Source organism: Propionibacterium cyclohexanicum (assembly GCF_900111365.1).
Taxonomy (GTDB): domain Bacteria; phylum Actinomycetota; class Actinomycetes; order Propionibacteriales; family Propionibacteriaceae; genus Propionibacterium; species Propionibacterium cyclohexanicum.
The window spans coordinates 64,242-80,495 of the sequence record NZ_FOGZ01000005.1 but is presented as its reverse complement, the minus strand read 5'-3'; the positions used below and the strand labels follow the sequence as shown (position 1 = coordinate 80,495).

16 protein-coding genes and 1 pseudogene are annotated in these 16,254 nt (G+C 66.1%); 12 read left to right on the top strand and 5 right to left on the bottom strand.

Translation table 11 applies throughout. The annotated features are described in order from the left end of the window. Nucleotides 1-18 precede the first annotated feature (18 nt). A complete protein-coding gene (locus BMX93_RS03895) occupies nucleotides 19-801 on the top strand; it encodes an NUDIX hydrolase (RefSeq protein WP_091968243.1) in 783 nt (260 codons plus the stop codon). Between the two features lie 78 nt (nucleotides 802-879). Continuing rightward, on the top strand, nucleotides 880-2,583 hold the full coding sequence (locus BMX93_RS03890) for a DUF885 domain-containing protein (RefSeq protein WP_245725721.1): 1,704 nt from the start codon (nucleotides 880-882) through the stop codon (nucleotides 2,581-2,583). A gap of 66 nt (nucleotides 2,584-2,649) precedes the next feature. Here the strand turns inward: BMX93_RS03890 and pgm are convergent, their stop codons facing one another. Next, nucleotides 2,650-4,281 (bottom strand): phosphoglucomutase (alpha-D-glucose-1,6-bisphosphate-dependent), encoded by a 1,632-nt coding sequence (gene pgm, locus BMX93_RS03885; protein ID WP_091968240.1) that lies wholly within the window; start codon nucleotides 4,279-4,281, stop codon nucleotides 2,650-2,652. Nucleotides 4,282-4,394: 113 nt separating this feature from the next. Here pgm and BMX93_RS03880 point away from each other — a divergent pair, with 113 nt between their 5' ends. The 4 genes and pseudogenes from BMX93_RS03880 to BMX93_RS13515 form a co-directional block, all read left to right on the top strand. After that, a complete protein-coding gene (locus BMX93_RS03880; RefSeq protein WP_091968237.1) occupies nucleotides 4,395-5,363 on the top strand; it encodes a tetratricopeptide repeat protein in 969 nt (322 codons plus the stop codon). Nucleotides 5,364-5,452: 89 nt separating this feature from the next. After that, complete coding sequence (mce, locus tag BMX93_RS03875; protein WP_091968234.1) at nucleotides 5,453-5,899, top strand: methylmalonyl-CoA epimerase; 447 nt, start codon at nucleotides 5,453-5,455, stop codon at nucleotides 5,897-5,899. A gap of 118 nt (nucleotides 5,900-6,017) precedes the next feature. Continuing rightward, the gene (locus BMX93_RS03870; protein WP_091968344.1) at nucleotides 6,018-6,647 is read left to right on the top strand and encodes a 1-acyl-sn-glycerol-3-phosphate acyltransferase; all 630 of its coding nucleotides are present in this window, start codon (nucleotides 6,018-6,020) and stop codon (nucleotides 6,645-6,647) included. A gap of 102 nt (nucleotides 6,648-6,749) precedes the next feature. Then, nucleotides 6,750-7,176: pseudogene (locus tag BMX93_RS13515) on the top strand (DivIVA domain-containing protein); the annotation flags it as partial. Between the two features lie 1,240 nt (nucleotides 7,177-8,416). Here the strand turns inward: BMX93_RS13515 and nucS are convergent. Then, a complete protein-coding gene (gene nucS / locus BMX93_RS03860; RefSeq protein ID WP_218139207.1) occupies nucleotides 8,417-9,166 on the bottom strand; it encodes an endonuclease NucS in 750 nt (249 codons plus the stop codon). On the opposite strand from nucS, the gene BMX93_RS03855 reads away from it, so the two are divergent. The 5 genes from BMX93_RS03855 (at nucleotide 9,165) to BMX93_RS03835 (ending at nucleotide 13,095) form a co-directional block, all read left to right on the top strand. After that, nucleotides 9,165-9,443, top strand: coding sequence for a hypothetical protein (locus BMX93_RS03855; protein ID WP_091968228.1), 279 nt, complete (start codon nucleotides 9,165-9,167; stop codon nucleotides 9,441-9,443). The two genes, nucS and BMX93_RS03855, sit on opposite strands and share 2 nt — an antisense overlap. Beyond that, nucleotides 9,440-10,252, top strand: coding sequence for an alpha/beta fold hydrolase (locus BMX93_RS03850; protein ID WP_091968340.1), 813 nt, complete (start codon nucleotides 9,440-9,442; stop codon nucleotides 10,250-10,252). The genes BMX93_RS03855 and BMX93_RS03850 overlap by 4 nt, the downstream gene beginning before the upstream one ends. A gap of 350 nt (nucleotides 10,253-10,602) precedes the next feature. Next, nucleotides 10,603-11,526 (top strand): ABC transporter ATP-binding protein, encoded by a 924-nt coding sequence (locus tag BMX93_RS03845; protein WP_218139206.1) that lies wholly within the window; start codon nucleotides 10,603-10,605, stop codon nucleotides 11,524-11,526. Next, complete coding sequence (locus BMX93_RS03840) at nucleotides 11,523-12,317, top strand: ABC transporter permease (RefSeq protein WP_143052804.1); 795 nt, start codon at nucleotides 11,523-11,525, stop codon at nucleotides 12,315-12,317. Before BMX93_RS03845 ends, BMX93_RS03840 begins: the two co-directional genes overlap by 4 nt. Before the next feature lies 1 nt (nucleotide 12,318). After that, on the top strand, nucleotides 12,319-13,095 hold the full coding sequence (locus BMX93_RS03835; RefSeq protein ID WP_091968219.1) for an ABC transporter permease: 777 nt from the start codon (nucleotides 12,319-12,321) through the stop codon (nucleotides 13,093-13,095). A 19-nt stretch (nucleotides 13,096-13,114) separates the two neighbouring features. Here the strand turns inward: BMX93_RS03835 and BMX93_RS03830 are convergent, their stop codons facing one another. Further along, the gene (locus BMX93_RS03830) at nucleotides 13,115-13,840 is read right to left on the bottom strand and encodes a peptidylprolyl isomerase (RefSeq protein WP_177170055.1); all 726 of its coding nucleotides are present in this window, start codon (nucleotides 13,838-13,840) and stop codon (nucleotides 13,115-13,117) included. A 130-nt stretch (nucleotides 13,841-13,970) separates the two neighbouring features. Here BMX93_RS03830 and BMX93_RS03825 point away from each other — a divergent pair, with 130 nt between their 5' ends. Continuing rightward, nucleotides 13,971-14,612 carry a cob(I)yrinic acid a,c-diamide adenosyltransferase gene (locus BMX93_RS03825; protein ID WP_091968213.1) on the top strand — a complete coding sequence of 214 codons (642 nt, stop codon included), beginning with the start codon at nucleotides 13,971-13,973 and terminating at the stop codon, nucleotides 14,610-14,612. 63 nt (nucleotides 14,613-14,675) lie between these two features. On the opposite strand, the gene lplAB is transcribed toward BMX93_RS03825, so the two are convergent. Continuing rightward, entirely contained in the window at nucleotides 14,676-15,755 is a 1,080-nt protein-coding gene (gene lplAB, locus BMX93_RS03820; RefSeq protein ID WP_245725720.1) for a lipoate-protein ligase LplAB, read from the bottom strand. Further along, complete coding sequence (locus BMX93_RS03815) at nucleotides 15,748-16,212, bottom strand: DUF2550 domain-containing protein (RefSeq protein WP_091968337.1); 465 nt, start codon at nucleotides 16,210-16,212, stop codon at nucleotides 15,748-15,750. The genes lplAB and BMX93_RS03815 overlap by 8 nt, the downstream gene beginning before the upstream one ends. Nucleotides 16,213-16,254 lie beyond the last annotated feature (42 nt).

Genomic DNA, 16,254 nt, shown 5'->3' with positions numbered 1-16,254 from the left:
CAGCCTGGGAGCGTGCGAGTGAGTGATTTCACGGTGCGAGTGGTGGTTCGCGGCGACATCGGAACCCTCGAATGGAATGCTCAGGCCGATCGGGCCACTCTCGAGCATGCGGTCAGTCTGGCCGCGGATGACGCGCTCATAGGACAAGGCCTGCGACGTATCGAGGCCTGCGTCCCGGCGTCCGACGAGCGAGGCCGCTGGGCACTGCAGCGGGCAGGTTTCCGGCTCGAGGGCCGGCGCCGCAGCGTGGTGGCGGACGGCGAGGGCGGTTTCACCGATGCGCTGCTGTACGCCCGTCTGGTGAGCGACCAGGTGTATGGACCGATGGGGTTCACCTCGGTCATGGACTCGGTGATGGCCACTCACCGCCTCATCGGGCACGTGCTCATCCGCGATGAGGCGGGCAGGGTGCTGTTCGTCGAGACCACCTACAAGAAGGACTGGGAGCTGCCCGGTGGCATCGTCGAAGCCGGCGAGACTCCGCGGCGCGGTGCCGAGCGTGAGCTGGAGGAGGAACTGGGGATGCACATCGACCTCGACCAGCCGCTCGTGATCGATTGGATGCCGCCCTATCTGGGCTGGAGCGATGCCGTGGAGTTCATCTTCGATGGCGGGCGGCTCGACTCCTCGCAGGCGGCGAACTTCAAGCGACCCCGCACCGAGATCGCCGCCTACCACTGGCTCGGCGCGGACGAGATCCCCCGCCACGTCACGGCCCTGTCAGCCCGCCGGCTGGCTGCCCTGCTCGCGGGATTGCCGCTGCGCTACACCGAGAACGGCGGGAATTTCGGCCAGGACTGAGTCCGGCCCGGTACAGATGCCCCCCGAGTGTGCATTCACGGACATCGTGACGGGCTCAGACGCGCTAGCCTCGCGAGGGTGACGACCCACAGCACAGCTTCCGCGTCTTTGCAGCGCCCGCGCACCGACGTCGACCGGCTCGCCGACGAGTACTTCGACCGCGAGTTGGCGCTCAGCCCGCTGGCCATGACCGCACTGGGCATCGACGAACGCCAAGACGAGCTGGACGACCTCTCCCCCGCCGGCCTGGATGCCCACGATGCGCTCGCGCGGTCGACCTTGAACGCGCTGGACCGGGCCACCCCCTGCGACGCGGTGGATGCCGTGACCATCGCAGCGATGCGTGATCGGCTGGGTCTGATGACCGAGCAGCATGCAACAGCCGAAGACAAGGCATCGGTCAACAACATCGCCTCGGGACTGCATAGCGTCCGGGAGGGCTTCGATGCGATGCCTACCGACACGCCCGCGCAGTGGGAGACGATCGCAGCGCGGCTGAGGGCCGTGCCGCTCGCCCTGCAGGGCTGGTTCACCTCCCAGCTCGCGGCAGTCGACGCCGGTCTGCGCCCGGCGTCCCGCCAGATCGCCCAGCTCAGTGACCAGGTGGATCGCTGGGTGGCACCAGCTGGCTATTTCGAGCAGCTCGTGGCGCAGGCCCGGCTGCGCGACGGCCAGGTCCTGCCACGCGAGGTGGCCGAGCACCTCGACGAAGCCGCCGACATCGCGGCAGCCGCCTACCGGGCAGCCGCCGAGCGGCTGCGCACACAGTTGTCCGCCGTCGCCACGCCCGAGGATGCGGTGGGGCCCGAACGGTACCGGCTGGCCTCCCGGGAGTTCCTGGGAACCACCATCGACCTCGAAGCCACCTACCGCTGGGGACTCGAGCAGGTCGCCGAGATCACTGCGCGCGAGCAGGAGCTGGCGGATCGGATCCGCCCCGGTGCGGGGGTGCCCGAGGCGCTGGCGGCACTGGACGCCGACGAGCGCTATCGAATCCACGGCATCGATGCCCTCCGAACGTGGATGCAGCGCACCGCCGACGGCGCCATCGCCGCCCTCGACCACACCCATTTCGACATTCCCGAACCGGTGCGCACCATCGAGTGCTGCATCGCGCCCACCAGCGACGGGGGCATCTACTACACCCCGCCCAGCGATGACTTCTCGCGTCCGGGGCGGATGTGGTGGTCCGTGCCGGAGGGCACCACGGACTTCTCGACCTGGCGTGAGCTCACCACAGTTCACCACGAGGGCGTTCCCGGCCACCATCTGCAGTGCGCCCAGGCGATCTACCGCAAGGACCTGCTCAACAACTGGCGCCGAAACGGCTGCTGGGTGTCAGGCCACGGCGAGGGCTGGGCACTCTACGCCGAGCAGCTGATGGCCGAACTCGGCTTCCTGGACGACCCGGGTGACCTGCTCGGCATGCTCGACTCCCAGGCCTTGCGCTGCGTGCGCGTCGTGCTGGACATCGGGCTGCACTGCGGCCTCGAGGCACCGGCACAGGCCGGGGGCGGTCAGTGGACCTTCGACAAGGCGTGGCGCTATTTCAACGCCCATGTGAGCATGGACGAGGGCTTCGCGCGTTTCGAGGTGAACCGCTACTTCGGCTGGCCGGGCCAGGCGGCCTCCTATCGGCTCGGGCAGCAGGCCTGGCTGGACCTGCGCGAGGCGGTACGCCAACAAGACGGCGAGGGCTTCGATCTCAAAGCCTTGCATGCGCGGGTGCTCGACCTGGGGAGCCTGCCGCTCGATGTGCTGCGCCAGGCGGTGGCCGGCTGAGCATCAGCACATCGGTCTGGCCCGGTCGCCCACTGGGCGGCCGGGCCTGGCTTCGTCGCCGGTGGCTCAGCCCTGCAATGCGGCCGACACGACCTCGCGGGCGCCGTCTTGCAGATGCGCGAGATGGTCGGCGCTGCGATAGCTCTCGGCATAGATCTTGTACTTGTCCTCGGTGCCCGACGGGCGTGCCGCGAACCAGCCGGCCTCGGTGGTCACCTTGACCCCACCGATCGCTGCCTTGTTCCCGGGCGCCTCGGTGTAGATGTGGGTGATCGGGTCGCCAGCCAGCTGGGTCGCCTGGACATCGGTGGGAGAGAGCGCCTTGAGCCGGGCCTTCTGCTCCCGGCTCGCCTCCGAGTCGATGCGGGCGTAGTAGTAGGTGCCGAACTCGGCCTCCAGGTCGGCGTAGTGCTGGCTGGGTGTCCGTCCGGTCTTCGCGGTGATCTCGCCGGCCAGCAGATCGAGGATGAGCCCGTCCTTGTCGGTCGTCCAGGTGCGCCCGCCCAGCTCCAGGAACGACGCCCCTGCGGATTCCTCTCCGCCGAAGCCCAGCTCGCCGCTGATGAGGCCGGGCACGAACCACTTGAATCCCACCGGGGTCTCGACCAGCTCACGCCCGAGCTTGCGGGCCACATTGTCGATCATCGAGCTGGACACCAGCGTCTTGCCGATGGCAGTGGTCGACGCCCAGCCGGGGCGGTTCCCGAACAGATAGTGAATGGCCACCGCCAGATAGTGATTGGGGTTCATGAGCCCGGCGTCGGGAGTGACGATGCCATGCCGGTCGGAATCCGCGTCATTGCCGGTGGCGATGTCGTACTTGTCCTTGTTCGCCACGAGCGAGGCCATCGCGTCCGGCGAGGAGCAGTCCATCCGGATCTTGCCGTCGGTGTCCAGCGTCATGAAATACCAGGTGGGGTCGATGACGGTGTTCACCACGGTGAGATTGGGCAGCAGGTGCTCGCCGATGTACTCCCAGTACTGCTCGGAGGCCCCGCCCAAGGGATCGGCGCCGATCCGCAGACCAGAGGCCTTGATAGCGTCGATGTCCACGACATTGCGAAGATCCTCGCAGTACGCGCTGCGATAGTCGGTGTGCTCCACCTTCGACCTGGCCTGTTCATAGGGCACCCGCTTGATGGCCCCCAGATCGCCGAGCAGCTCATTGGCCCGCGCCGCGATCCACCCGGTGGCGTCGGTGTCCGCCGGACCGCCGTTCGGCGGGTTGTACTTGAATCCGCCGTCGCGCGGCGGATTGTGCGAGGGCGTCACGACGATGCCATCGGCGAGTTCGCTGTCGCGTCCCCGGTTGTACACGATCACCGCGCGCGAGAGCGCCGGTGTCGGGGTGTATTCGTCCTCGTACTCCGCGAAGACGTGAACGTCCGCAGCAACGAGCACCTCAATGGCAGTCTTCCAGGCCGGCAGGGACAATCCGTGGGTGTCCTTCGCGAGGAACAGCGGCCCGGTGGTGCCCTGGGACGCGCGGTACTCGACGATGGCTGCGGTGATCGCGGCGATATGGGCCTCGTTGAATGCCGTATCGAGACTGGCACCACGGTGCCCGGAGGTGCCGAAGATGACCTGCTGGTCGGGGTTCGCGGGATCGGGACGCTTGTCGTAATAGGCGCCGATCACGGCATCGAGATCGATGAGATCGGAGGGGAGAGCCGGTTGACCGGCGCGTGGATCTGCCATGCACCCATCATCGCGCACGGCCCCGGGCTTGTCCCCCTCACCGGGCCTTTGTTGGAGCTGACAGGGGCCATTGCCCACCTGGCGCCAGTGCGGGTCAGTGGAAGAATGGCCACATGAGTCAACCGCACACATCCCGTCCTGCGCAGGCTCGGCGTGCCGCTGCCCCCGCGCCGCGCGCAGGGACACCATCCACTGCAGATTTCAGCCGCCCCGGCGCGATCGACCTCTCGCAGTTCGCCTCGGCCAGCGCCGGCGCCGCACCCGCCGGCCCTGCCTCTCCGGGCGACTACAGCGTCGAGGTCAGCGAGCAGGAGCTCAACGACGTCATCCAGCAGTCGCTGAACTATCCGGTCATCCTCGCGCTGCTGTCACCCACCGACCCCGGCTGCCAGCGGGTCAAGGCCACTCTCAGCTCGCTGTCGGACCGCGCCAATGGGCGCTGGCTGCTCGCCACCGTCGACGTGGATGCCCAGCCCCGGATCGCCCAGGCCCTGCGGGTGAGCGCCATTCCCACAGTGATGGCGCTGCTGGCCGGTCAGGCGATGCCGCTGTTCCAGGGCACTGCCGACGAGCAGCAGATCTCCGGCGTCATCGACCAGGTGCTTGCCTCCGCCGTCGCCAATGGCGTGGCCGGCCGGGTGGCTCCCCGCAAGCACGCCGATTCAGGTCCCGACCCGCGCTTCGCCGCTGCCGACGATGCCATGCACAGGGGCGACTACGCGACGGCTCGCGACGAGTTCGAGAAGCTGGTCAAGGCCAATCCCAAGGACACCGAAGCGGTGGCGGGCCGGGCGACCGCTGCGCTGCTCGTGCGCAGCGCCGACGCCGACGTGACGGCCCTCGTCGCGGCATCCGATGCCCACCCCGAGGATGTGGACAAGGCACTGGCCGCCGCGGACGCGCAACTCGTGGTGGGCCAGGCACAGCAGGGCCTCGAGCGGCTCATCCGCCTCATCCGGACCACGGCAGGCGACGAGCGCGAAAAGCTGCGTCAGCGTGTCCTGGAGCTGTTCGAGACCCTCGACCCAGCCGACCCGACGCTGCTCTCGGCTCGCCGGGCCCTCGGTGCAGCGCTGTACTGAGGCGCTGTACTGAGAGCTCATGGCGCGCCCGGTGGGACCGCGATCGAGGCACCCGCCGGGCGCCCGAAGCCGTGTGGAATGATGACGCCATGGATAACGAAGATCTGTTCCTCTGTATCGATCACGTCGCCTATGCGTGCCCCGATGCCGATGCGGCCTCGAAGTACTACCAGGAGAACTTCGGCTGGCACGAGATCCATCGCGAGGAGAATCCCGAGCAGGGTGTCTGCGAGATCATGATGGCTCCGGCCGCCACGCTGTCCCCGGACATGACTCAGGTTCAGGTGATGTCCCCCCTCAATGACGAATCCACTGTCGCGAAGTGGCTGGCGAAGAACAATGGCCGCGCAGGGTTGCACCACATGGCGTGGCGTGTCGACGACATCGACGCGGTGAGTGCCACGCTGCGCGAGCGCGGTATGAAGCTGCTCTACGAGGAGCCCAAGCTCGGTACCGGCGGCAACCGCATCAACTTCATGCACCCCAAGTCGGGCCAGGGTGTGCTCATCGAACTGACCCAGTACCCGAAGAACTGATCTCCCCCACGACCACCGCAGGTCCCGGCCGGTGGGTCCGGTGCTGCGCAGGCGAGCGCCCGAGCCCGGATCCACTGCCGGAGTTGCGCGCACCCTCGGAGTCCTCCTCGTGAACCGGATGCCTGTTGTACTGCACCTCATCGCTCGCGTGGGCTGGGCGCTGTCCCCCTACCGCCTGGTCGGTCGCCACCTGCCCCGCCAGCCCGGCATCATCCTCGGTGCCCCACATACCAGCAACTGGGATTTCATCGCCTTCCTGGGCGTCGCCTGGCAGGAGCGCACCCGCCTCAGGGTGCTCATCAAGAAGTCGTGGACGCGCGGTGCAGCGGGTCCGCTGATCGGCTGGCTGGGCGGGATCGGCGTCGACCGGGAGAACCCGGCCGGCCTCGTCGAAGAACTCGTGGAGTTGGCAGGCAAGGGTCGTGACTTCCAGCTGGTCATCGCCCCCGAGGGCACCCGTTCCGCCGGACAGCACTGGAAATCCGGCTTCTACCGGATCGCACGTCAGGCCAATCTGCCGGTCACTCTCGTCGGCATCGATCACGCCCGCAGGGAGGTCGAGATCGGGCCAACGATGGTCCTCACCGGCGACATCGCGGCGGACATGGACGCGATCCGTGCCTTCTACGCCCGGTTCGGCGGGGTGAAACCCCGCAATCGCACCGAGCCCAGGCTGCGCGATGAAGCAGAGCTCGGCTCAGCTGAGCGAGAAGGGACCGCTGACCAGGGCCCGGCGCTCACCGAGTGAGCCACTGGCCCTTCATCGTCTCCTCGACACCCTGGCGCGTCCGCACCCGTCGCCTCGGCGGGGCTTGGTAGCCTCAGTGGTGATCTGTGCGAGGAGTCATTGATGAGCGATTTCGACGACCGTCCGGACAGCGATGAGCTCGGTGAGGAAACCGGGCTCAACCTGTTCGACGACAGGGCCAGCGCTGCGGGGAGTTTTCCGCACGCGATGATGGGCTACGACCGTGGAACGGTCGACAACTACGTTCGTGACCTCGAACAGCGCCTCGCTGCGGCCAGGCAGCTCAACCGCGATCGATTGCGCGACCTGGAGGCGCTGCGCCAACAGCAGGGCACGACGAACTTCACCCGGCTGGGTGCCCATGCCACCGGCCTGCTGCGGGCAGCCGAGGCGCAGGCCGATGATCTCGTGACGAAGGCCGGCGTGGAGGCCGAGCGGATCAAGGAGGAGGGCCGGCGGGCCGCCGCCGATCTGCGGGCCAATGCCCAGACCGAGGCCGATGACATCCGGATATCGGGGCTGACCAATCTTCGTACCGCACGCGAGGAACTCCAGCGCGAGGGGACGGCCGTCGTCGAGGCGGCGAAGACACAGGCTGCGGCGCTGGTCGACACCGCCAAGCGTCACGCCCAGGCCACCCTCAACGAGGCCACCCACAACGCCGAGCTGATCACCCGCAAGGCCACCGGCGAGGCGGAGGCGATCCGACTCGATGCCCACAAGCAGGCCGCCCAGACCGCGCTGGAGGCGCGCAACGACGCGCAGGCAACCCTCGCCGCCGCCAAAACCGAGGCGGATCAGCTTCGTTCCCAGGCGCGCGCCGAGGCCGAACAGATCACGACGCAGGCGCGCGCCGAGGCCGAGAATGCCCTGGCCACTGCCCGGGCGCAGGTCAAGCAGGAACTGGCCCAGGCGACCGCCGACGCCCACGACCTGAAAAACAAGGCGGACGCCCAGGCGAAGGACACCCTGTCAGCCGCCCGCGCCCAGGCCCACGACACCACCCAGAACGCCACCGCCCAGGCCCAGACCATCGTCAACGAGGCGCAGGCCAGGGCCGCCGAGACGACCCGCCGGGCCAACGAGCAGGCACAAGCCACCATCGCCGACGCCAATGCCCAGGCCGAGAAGATGCGCCAGGAATCCCAGGCCCTCTATGCCGAGGCCACCAAGGCCAGCGAAGAATCCACGCAGGCTGTCGCCGCGCATGCCGATGAGGTGAGCAAGGTGACCGCGGAGTCGCTCGAGGCGGCTGAGAAGGTGAAGGCTGTCGCCGCGCACGAGGCCGAGGCGCAGTTGGCGGCCGCCCACCGCCAGACCGCCATGATGAAAGACCGTCTCGAGGAGCAATACGCCTGGCGCAAGGAACAGTTGGAGCGCGAGACGAATGCGCTGCTGCTGCGCAAGGACGCGGTGCTCGCCCAGCTCGCGAACATCAGGGCACTGGCCGAACAATCGGCCAGTGACTATCCCGACCGCGAGCCGATCAATCCGCTGGGCGCCGAATTCTCCGCCGCCCCGGCGTCAGGAGGTGCGCTGCCGCCGGCGGGTAGGTCCGATACCGAATCCAGCGAGCAGACCCATCAGATTCCGGCGGTGGGTGCCGAGGACGACCAGCAGTGGTTGTCGTCCTCGTCGGGTTCGGCGGACGATCCACAGGTCTCCCCCGACGAGGAGACCACGCTGCTGTCCACCCGCCAGCCCCGCAACGACGCCCCGGAGCAGACCCGCCCGCTCAGCCAGTGAGCCAGCTGCCGGCTCGCCCCGGTTCAGAACAGCCGGTCCTCGGCATTGTCCATGCCCCGCAGGGCGTCGTAGTCCACGGTCAGGCATGACAGGCCGCGGTCCCGCGCCAGTACTGCGGCCTGGGGCTTGATGAGCTGGGCTGCGAAGACCCCGCTGACCGGGCTGAGCTGCGGATCCCGGTTCATGAGCTCGACATAGCGGGTGAGCTGCTCGACCCCGTCGATCTCACCGCGCCGCTTCACCTCCACCGCCACGTAGCCGCCGTCGCCATCGCGCAAGAGCAGATCGACCGGCCCGATGGGAGTGCGGTACTCGCGGGTCACCAGGCGGTATCCGGTACCGAAGACACCGGGATTCTCGGCGAGGAGGGCCTGCAGATGGGCCTCCACACCGTCTTTCTCCAGACCTGGGTCGACACCCAGGTCGTACTCGTGGTCGTCGAGGATCTCGGCGATGGCGATCTTCAGAGTCTCGCCATCACGGCCCTTGACGAGCCACAGCTCCTCGAGCGGTGCGCCAGCGGGATCCTCACCGGGCTGGCTGGGGGCAGGGGCCGTCACGCTCAGGGTGCACGGCGGGCTCATCCAATTGAGCGGCTTGTAGGCCCGGTCGTCGGCATGCACGGACACCGCGCCGTCCTTCTTGACCATGATGAGCCGTGGCGCCATCGGCAGATGGGCCGTGAGTCTTCCTGCGTAGTCCACCTCGCACCGAGCAATCACCACACGCACGCCCGTCAGGTTAGCAGCGTGCCGCACTAACCTTGCCTTCATGGCGCATCACCGACCCAGCAAGCATCTGCGAGCCGCCAGGCCCCTGAGCCAGGCGGGTTTCCAGGTCAGCGTGCACAAATACGACGGCAGCTGGCTGGTCCGCCAGATCCGTGCAGGGCAGTCGGTGAAGAGGTACACCTGCCCGGAATGCCAGCGGGCCATCGTGCCTGGTCAGGCCCATGTAGTGGTGTGGCCCGCGGTGCCCCCGATCGGCTCAAGCTCGGCGGTGGAGTTCCGGCGCCACTTCCACTCCCAGTGCTGGGCCATGCGGCCATGAGCGAACCGGCACCGGCCTTGCACGTCACGGACCTCGGGCAGGGGCCGCGCACCGTCATCTTCCTCCATGGCCTGCTGGGACAGGGCAAGAACCTCGCGGGTGCCGCGAGATCGCTGGATGGCCTGGCGCACTGCCTGCTCATCGATGCTCCCAATCATGGGCGCTCAGCGTGGACCGAGGAGATCGACTATCCCATGATGGCCGACTTCATCGCCGACGAGCTGTCGAACCGGGGTGCCCTCGACGATCCGGTGGTGCTCGTCGGCCACTCGATGGGTGGCAAGATCGCGATGTGCCTGACCCTCGACCATCCCGAGCTCGTCTCAAAACTGTGTGTGGTCGACATCGCACCGGTGAGCTATCCGAACGCCGGCTACTTCAACTCCCTCATGGATGCCATGGCCGGCCTCGATCTCACCGCGCTGCACTCGCGACGCGAGGCTGACGAGGCCTTGGCGCCGGAAATCCCCGACCGGGCCGTGCGGGGTTTCGTCCTGCAGAATCTGCACCACGAAACCGCTGGTCACGGCGGGGAGGGACGCTGGTACTGGGCCTGCAATCTCGATCTGTTGCGCCGCAGCACGGCCGTGCTGAGCGGTTTCCCGGAGATGGCGGAGGCCTCCTGGGATGGTCCGGTGCTGTGGATCGCCGGACAGAACTCCGACTACGTCCGCCCCGAGTACCGGCCGGCCATGGCGGCCTTGTTCCCCGAGGTGCACCAGGTGACAGTGGCATCCGCGGGTCATTGGGTGCATGCCGCGCGGCCGCAGGCCTTCGCGGAGCTGTTGACGGCCTTCGTCACCGTCTGAGGGCACGGCGAGGCTGCGGACCGGGCAGTGCTTCGGCCACGCTCTGAACTCTTTGACTCGCAATTCGGGTCACGGCCGACCAATCACCGGAATAGTTGTCACGCTCGCTCAATTGGAGTATTGTGCTGCCCGAGAAGTCAAATACCAACCCGTGTCACACAGTGCATTTTGTTGAAATATCTGAACCTACCATGAAGACGCCCGTGCGAGCTGAGCATCGAGCGTTCCTAAGACAAGGATCTGCCGATCCGCCGTGTTGACTGAATCAGTGTGCAAGCGAGCTGTGGATCTCCTCGAGATCAGCGATCTACTTCAAGACATCGCGCCGGAGGCGGCCAATTTCAAGTCCTGTGATTGAATCCCGCGCGCTCCTCAAGCGATATCGAAAGCAATGGGCCTTGTCGGGGCTTTCCTTCGCCATTAACGAGTTCGAAACGGTCGGTCTGCTCGGCCCCAATGGCGCCGGAAAATCGACACTGATGCGAAGAATCACTGGAAACAGCCGGCCAAGTGGTGGGAGCATTCGCGTGCTCGGGCTCGACCCAGTACGCAAGGGGCGAATAATCCGACGACAGCTGGGAATCGTTCCGCAAAGAGATACTCTTGACCAAGAACTCCGGGTGAGACAGAACCTCGAGATATTCGGACGATACTTCGGTCTGCGAGGCCCCGAGCTCGCTCACCGGGTTTCCGAATTGCTGCGTTTTGCCCACCTCGAAGACAAGAGCGAAGTGCAGATTCCGGAGCTTTCCGGCGGCATGCGAAGGCGCCTCAGCATCGCACGCGCCCTCGTCAACCACCCGCGTGTCCTGCTCCTTGATGAGCCCACCACGGGCCTTGACCCCCAATCACGTCACCTGTTGTGGGACCAGCTCCGGGATCTCCACCAGGCCGGGCTGACTTCGCTGTTCGCCACCCATTACATGGAGGAAGCCGAACAACTCTGCGATCGCATACTCATCATTGACGACGGCCGTCTGATCGCCGACGGCAGCCCACAAGAACTCATCCGCACCCACTGTCTCAAAGAAGTGGTCACCATCCCCGTGGACGCAACTTCAGATCGCCTGATCAAGCTGTTTGCCGATGTTCACGGCTATTCGTACACTGCCGAGGAACGCACGGTTGAGATCTTCACCGGCTCAGCCGAGCTGACCGTCTCCGAGCTCTGCAGAGCAGGCATCCCCGGTGCCGGGACGCCGGATTGCAAGACACGCACCGCAAATCTCGAAGATGTGTATCTTCAATTGACGGGCAAGGAGCTAAGAGATTGAGCGCGCCACCCCCATATTTCGGCGGAACTGCTGACCGGCTCAAAGAGTGCTGGCAATACACGAGGGTTCGTTGTGACGAATTCATGGCACATTGGATCACTTCACTGGTGCTGAACCTAGGAGCCCCGCTCGTCTACATCCTCTCATTGGGATTTGGCTTGGGTCGCCAAATTCCCACTCCGATCGATGGTTTGCAATATCCCGTATATGTCAGCACCGGAGCCATGGTGGGAACCGTGGTGACACTTGCTGGTGGATTCGCACTGTGGCCCGTGACCTTGGGATTCGAGGGGAACCAGCACTTCATCGCAGCGTCACATGCCCCTCTCTCCCCGTGGCAGATCTCGCTCGGTGAGACACTTGCCGTTGGCGTCCGAATCCTCGCCCAGGCATGTTTTTTTGCTGGACTGGGTGCCGCCTTCGGGCTGTGGAGTCCAATCGGCGCCGCAACTCAGCTGCCGATGACCGTGCTCGCCGGACTCGCGCTCTACACTCCCCTTCAAGCGTTGACCGCCCGTTTCCCCCACGCGGAGAGACACTACAGCGCCATTTACCGCGGATTCGCCGCGATTTTTCTTCTCGGCGGAGCATTCGCCCCCATAAGTCTGTTGCCCACATCGGTGCAGTGGTTCGCCTGGTTCTCGCCAGTGTGGCATGCACTCCTGGTGAACCGGGCGCTGCTAGGAAGCCCTGCACCCGGATTGGCACTGCATGTCGTCCTCCTGCTCATTGTGACGAGCGTGGGTTCGATTGGTGGTTGCCTTGGTTTCCGCTGGAGACTGGCGCGCTGACATGTCCACACGGCAACGCCTGCTCCGTGGCATGGACTGGACACTGGTCTTCAGGCACGAACTGGTCCTGTCGCGGTCCCAGAGTCTGTGGCTCATTCCCTCGGGCGCCCTCCTGGCCGTGCTCTACCAGCTGAGTCTGAGGTTCGGCCTGTCACGTCACCTCGCCAGCGCAAGTGCCGCGTGGGGATACCGCTCCTACGCCGAGTTCTTGACACCCGGTCTGGTGGTGATGGCCGTCTTCAATGCATGTTTCACTGATTGGATCGACGGCAGCTATCGAAAGGCGCACCTGAATCAGTTCTATGAGGCCATTCTCCTGACGCCGCTGTCAGCAAGTTCCGTGGTGCTGGGCGAGACAGTCCATCTCACCCTTCGCGGTGTGCTGTACGCACTTGGCTTCCTGGTGGCGAGCAGGGTTTTCGGAATCCACTCGAATCTTGTCGCCATGGCACTGGCAGTACCGCTCATTGGCATCGTGTTCGCCACTGTGGGGGTGAGCATCCCCATTCTTGTCAGGAGCAGGGATCAGCTCGACGTCGCACGCTTCTGCGGTGTGGTCATGACCATGTTTTCGGGCGTGTTCTACCCCGTCTCCGTCTATCCGAAGCTGGTCTGCCTCATTGTGAAGATGTTCCCTTTCTGGCAGGCGCTGAATCTGGTGCACAGCCTCGACTCAGGAAATCTCACCGGTGCGCTGGCCTCGGGGATTTATCTGCTGGGCCTCAGTGCGTCCCTCATGATCATCGCAGTGATGACCCTGATGCGCTCGCAGGCGTGATCGGCGGTGCTGACCTACCTCAGCCGGCCACCACCTGGGCAATACTGGCCGGAGCCGCCGGACTCGGTGAGGCATCGGGTGCAATACCGCGTGCCGCTATCCCCCGCACCACCGACAGGCCCTTGGTGTCGATGGTGCCGACCACCGGGTACGTGGGGGCCATGAGGCTGTCCTGATAGACGATGAAGAACTGCGAGCCGGTCGTCTCGGGGTCTGCCATCGCCACTGTCCCGCGTGGATAGACGCAGGAGTCGTCCTTTTCTCCGGAGCACAGCGCCTTTGCGGCACCCAGCTCGCTGGCGAAGCCATATCCCGGTCCACCCCTGCCAGTGCCCGAGGGATCGCCGCACTGCAGCACGAAGATGCCCTGCGTGGTGAGCCGGTGACAACTCGTGCCGGTGAAGAAGCCTTGCGAGGCCAGCGTCTCCAGGCTGTGCACGGCACAGGGTGCATCCGCCCGGTTGAGCGTCATGACGACCGGCCCCGGCGGCAGCGAGAAGGTGAGCACCACGTTTCCGCTCGTTGCGACGCTTGTCCCCGAGGGCGGGTCGACGGCCTTGGCGGGACGTCCGGTGGGGGTGTACTGACAAGTGGTGATGGATCCGGGGGCAACGGAATCGCTCGCCGGCGAGGAAGTCTGCGCGCACCCCGCCACGAGCACGGACGTCACCACGAGCAGTACTGCCCATGCCCTGTGCCGGCCGCCCGCGTGAGCGCGGTCCCATGGTCTGCTGTGAGTGTTCACACCCAATCCTCTCCCCTGCTCCATGACCTCTCGTGAGGACGCGCAAGCCCCACCGGGGGCCCCGACGGGCCCCTGCGGGCGGCCATGTCAACTCTTTCGGGGGTTACGGCCAACCCCTAAGCTGGGCGCTATGGTAAACCTCACCCGCATCTACACCCGAACCGGCGATGCCGGGGCTACCCGACTGTCCAACAATGACCTGACGCACAAGACCGACCCTCGTGTGCATGCCTACGGGCAGTGCGACGAGACGAACTGTGCCGTCGGTGTGGCCCTGACCCTGGATCCGGACGAGCACCTGCGGGAGGTCCTCACGATCATCCAGAACGAGCTGTTCGATGTGGGCGCAGACCTGTCGGCGCCGGTCGAGGAGCATCCGAAGTTCGATCCGCTGCGGGTCGAGCAGCCCTCGATCGACCGGCTCGAGCGCTGGTGCGACGAGTACGGCGAGGAGCTGCCGAATCTGCATTCGTTCATCCTGCCTGGAGGCAGCCCGCTGGCAGCCCAGCTGCATGTCTGCCGCTCCACCTGCCGGCGCGCGGAACGGGCCGCATGGGAGGCCGTCGAGGTGTACGGGGGCCAGGAGGAGGACTCGGCTCCGGCCGGGGGGGTACACCTGCTGGCCATCAAGTACCTCAACCGGCTGTCCGACCTCTTCTTCAACCTTGCCCGACACGCCAATGTCGTCGCCGGGCGCCCCGAGGTGCTGTGGATCCCTGGTGGTGAGCGCCGCTTCGCGCAATACCAGGAGGCCAAGCAGGCGCAGTCGTGAGCGTGGCGTGCTCGAACAAGGGTCTGCGCCGCGTCCCCGCTGATGCGGGAGGCAGGCCGGTGGTCAGGGCACCCGATAGGTCCACTCCGGATTGTTGAACTTCGCGTCGAGCAGTTCGTGCGCCCGCTGCATCTCGTACTCGGTGTAGTCGGAGTCCACACAGCGGTAGCGGGCCCGGAAGTAGTCCAGGAAGCGCTCGAAGATCTCGGCGCGCGCCAGTCCGGTCTGCGAACGCATCGGGTCGACGCGCTTGTTCGCGCTGCGCGTGCCCTTGTCCGACAGTTTCTCCCGGCCGATCCGCAGCACCTCCATCATCTTGTCGGCATCGATGTCATAGCTCATCGTCACGTGGTGGAGAACCGTTCCGTCCACGAGCCGCCGCTGGGCGGCACCGCCGATCTTGCCCTTGTCACTGGCGATGTCGTTGAGCGGCTTGTAGCTGGCATGAACTCCCACCTCCGCGAGAGCCCCGAGCACCCAGTCGTCGAGATAGGCATAGGACTGTTCGTAGCTGAGCCCTTCGACGAGGGAGCCCGGCACCACCAGCGAATAGGTGATGCAGTTGCCGGGCTCCATGAACATCGCACCGCCGCCGGTGACCCGGCGCACCACCTTGATGCCGTAACGCTGCGCGTTGTCGAGGTCGACCTCATTGCGCACGGACTGGAAGGAGCCGATCACCACCAGAGGACGGTCCCAGTCCCACAGGCGCATCACCGGGCGGCGGGCCCCCGTGGAGACCTCCTCGGGAATCACCTGGTCCAAGGCCACGTGCAGGGTCGGATCAAGGACCTTCGGACCGATGACCTCGAAGGTGAGATCTTCCCAACGGGTGGCCTGCCCGGCCGCGCGGCGCACGGCAATCGCCACCGAGGAGGGGTCGAAGCCGACCATCCGCACCGACTCGTCGAGCCGGGCAGAGATCGAGGCGCTCAGCTGCGCCACCGTCGAGGACGCCGGCATGCCGTTCACCCCGGCATTGATCTGCTCCAGCGCGGTGTCCGGTTCCAGGAAGAAGTCACCCGACAGGTGGGTGTTGGCGAAATGCCCGTCCCTGATGTCCAGGTCGACGACGACGAGCTTGCCTCCCCTGACCTTGAACTCCCCGCGCAGCGCGCTGTTTTCCCTCACTGGCTCACTCATATTCCTTGTAACTCGCTCCTCCGGGAGGCGCAGCCTCCAGCCAGCTCATCAACCCCACCAATGACTCGCGCGCCATGGCGAGCTCCCAGATCCGTTCCTCGCCGCTGGAGCTGCGGACCTCCAGCCGCACCACCCGGTGCCCGGCCAGCAGGGCGGGAACCTCCTCGGGAGTGGCTGCCCGGTGATCCAGCAGCCGGGTCATCCGGCGTCTGAGCACCACGCGTGGCCGGAAGCTCATCGAGAGGATCCGATACCACTCCAGGGAATTCGCATCGTAGTGCGCCAGGCCATCGATCCAGCGTCCGCTCGAGCCCGCGTCCAGCGAGCGCAGCTCGCAGTCGAACACCCCGCCGGTGCGCGACAGATAGCGCCGCCTCACGAATACCAGGGTGAGCGCTGCGAGCAGGCCGACCACGACCGCGAGGACGACGAGTTCTGCCGTCGGCAACAGACCCATGGACACAACCTATCGTGCCCAGCCAACTGGCCCTTGACCAGC

Bases quoted from the DNA above. Each gene is read 5' to 3' on its own strand.
- BMX93_RS03850 (WP_091968340.1), top strand. From the start codon at position 9,440: ATGAGCGAACCGGCACCGGCCTTGCACGTCACGGACCTCGGGCAGGGG.
- BMX93_RS03855 (WP_091968228.1), top strand. From the start codon at position 9,165: ATGGCGCATCACCGACCCAGCAAGCATCTGCGAGCCGCCAGGCCCCTG.
- mce (WP_091968234.1), top strand. From the start codon at position 5,453: ATGGATAACGAAGATCTGTTCCTCTGTATCGATCACGTCGCCTATGCG.
- BMX93_RS03825 (WP_091968213.1), top strand. From the start codon at position 13,971: ATGGTAAACCTCACCCGCATCTACACCCGAACCGGCGATGCCGGGGCT.
- BMX93_RS03815 (WP_091968337.1), bottom strand. From the start codon at position 16,212: ATGGGTCTGTTGCCGACGGCAGAACTCGTCGTCCTCGCGGTCGTGGTC.
- BMX93_RS03835 (WP_091968219.1), top strand. From the start codon at position 12,319: ATGTCCACACGGCAACGCCTGCTCCGTGGCATGGACTGGACACTGGTC.
- BMX93_RS03870 (WP_091968344.1), top strand. From the start codon at position 6,018: ATGCCTGTTGTACTGCACCTCATCGCTCGCGTGGGCTGGGCGCTGTCC.
- BMX93_RS03880 (WP_091968237.1), top strand. From the start codon at position 4,395: ATGAGTCAACCGCACACATCCCGTCCTGCGCAGGCTCGGCGTGCCGCT.
- pgm (WP_091968240.1), bottom strand. From the start codon at position 4,281: ATGGCAGATCCACGCGCCGGTCAACCGGCTCTCCCCTCCGATCTCATC.
- lplAB (WP_245725720.1), bottom strand. From the start codon at position 15,755: ATGAGTGAGCCAGTGAGGGAAAACAGCGCGCTGCGCGGGGAGTTCAAG.
- nucS (WP_218139207.1), bottom strand. From the start codon at position 9,166: ATGAAGGCAAGGTTAGTGCGGCACGCTGCTAACCTGACGGGCGTGCGT.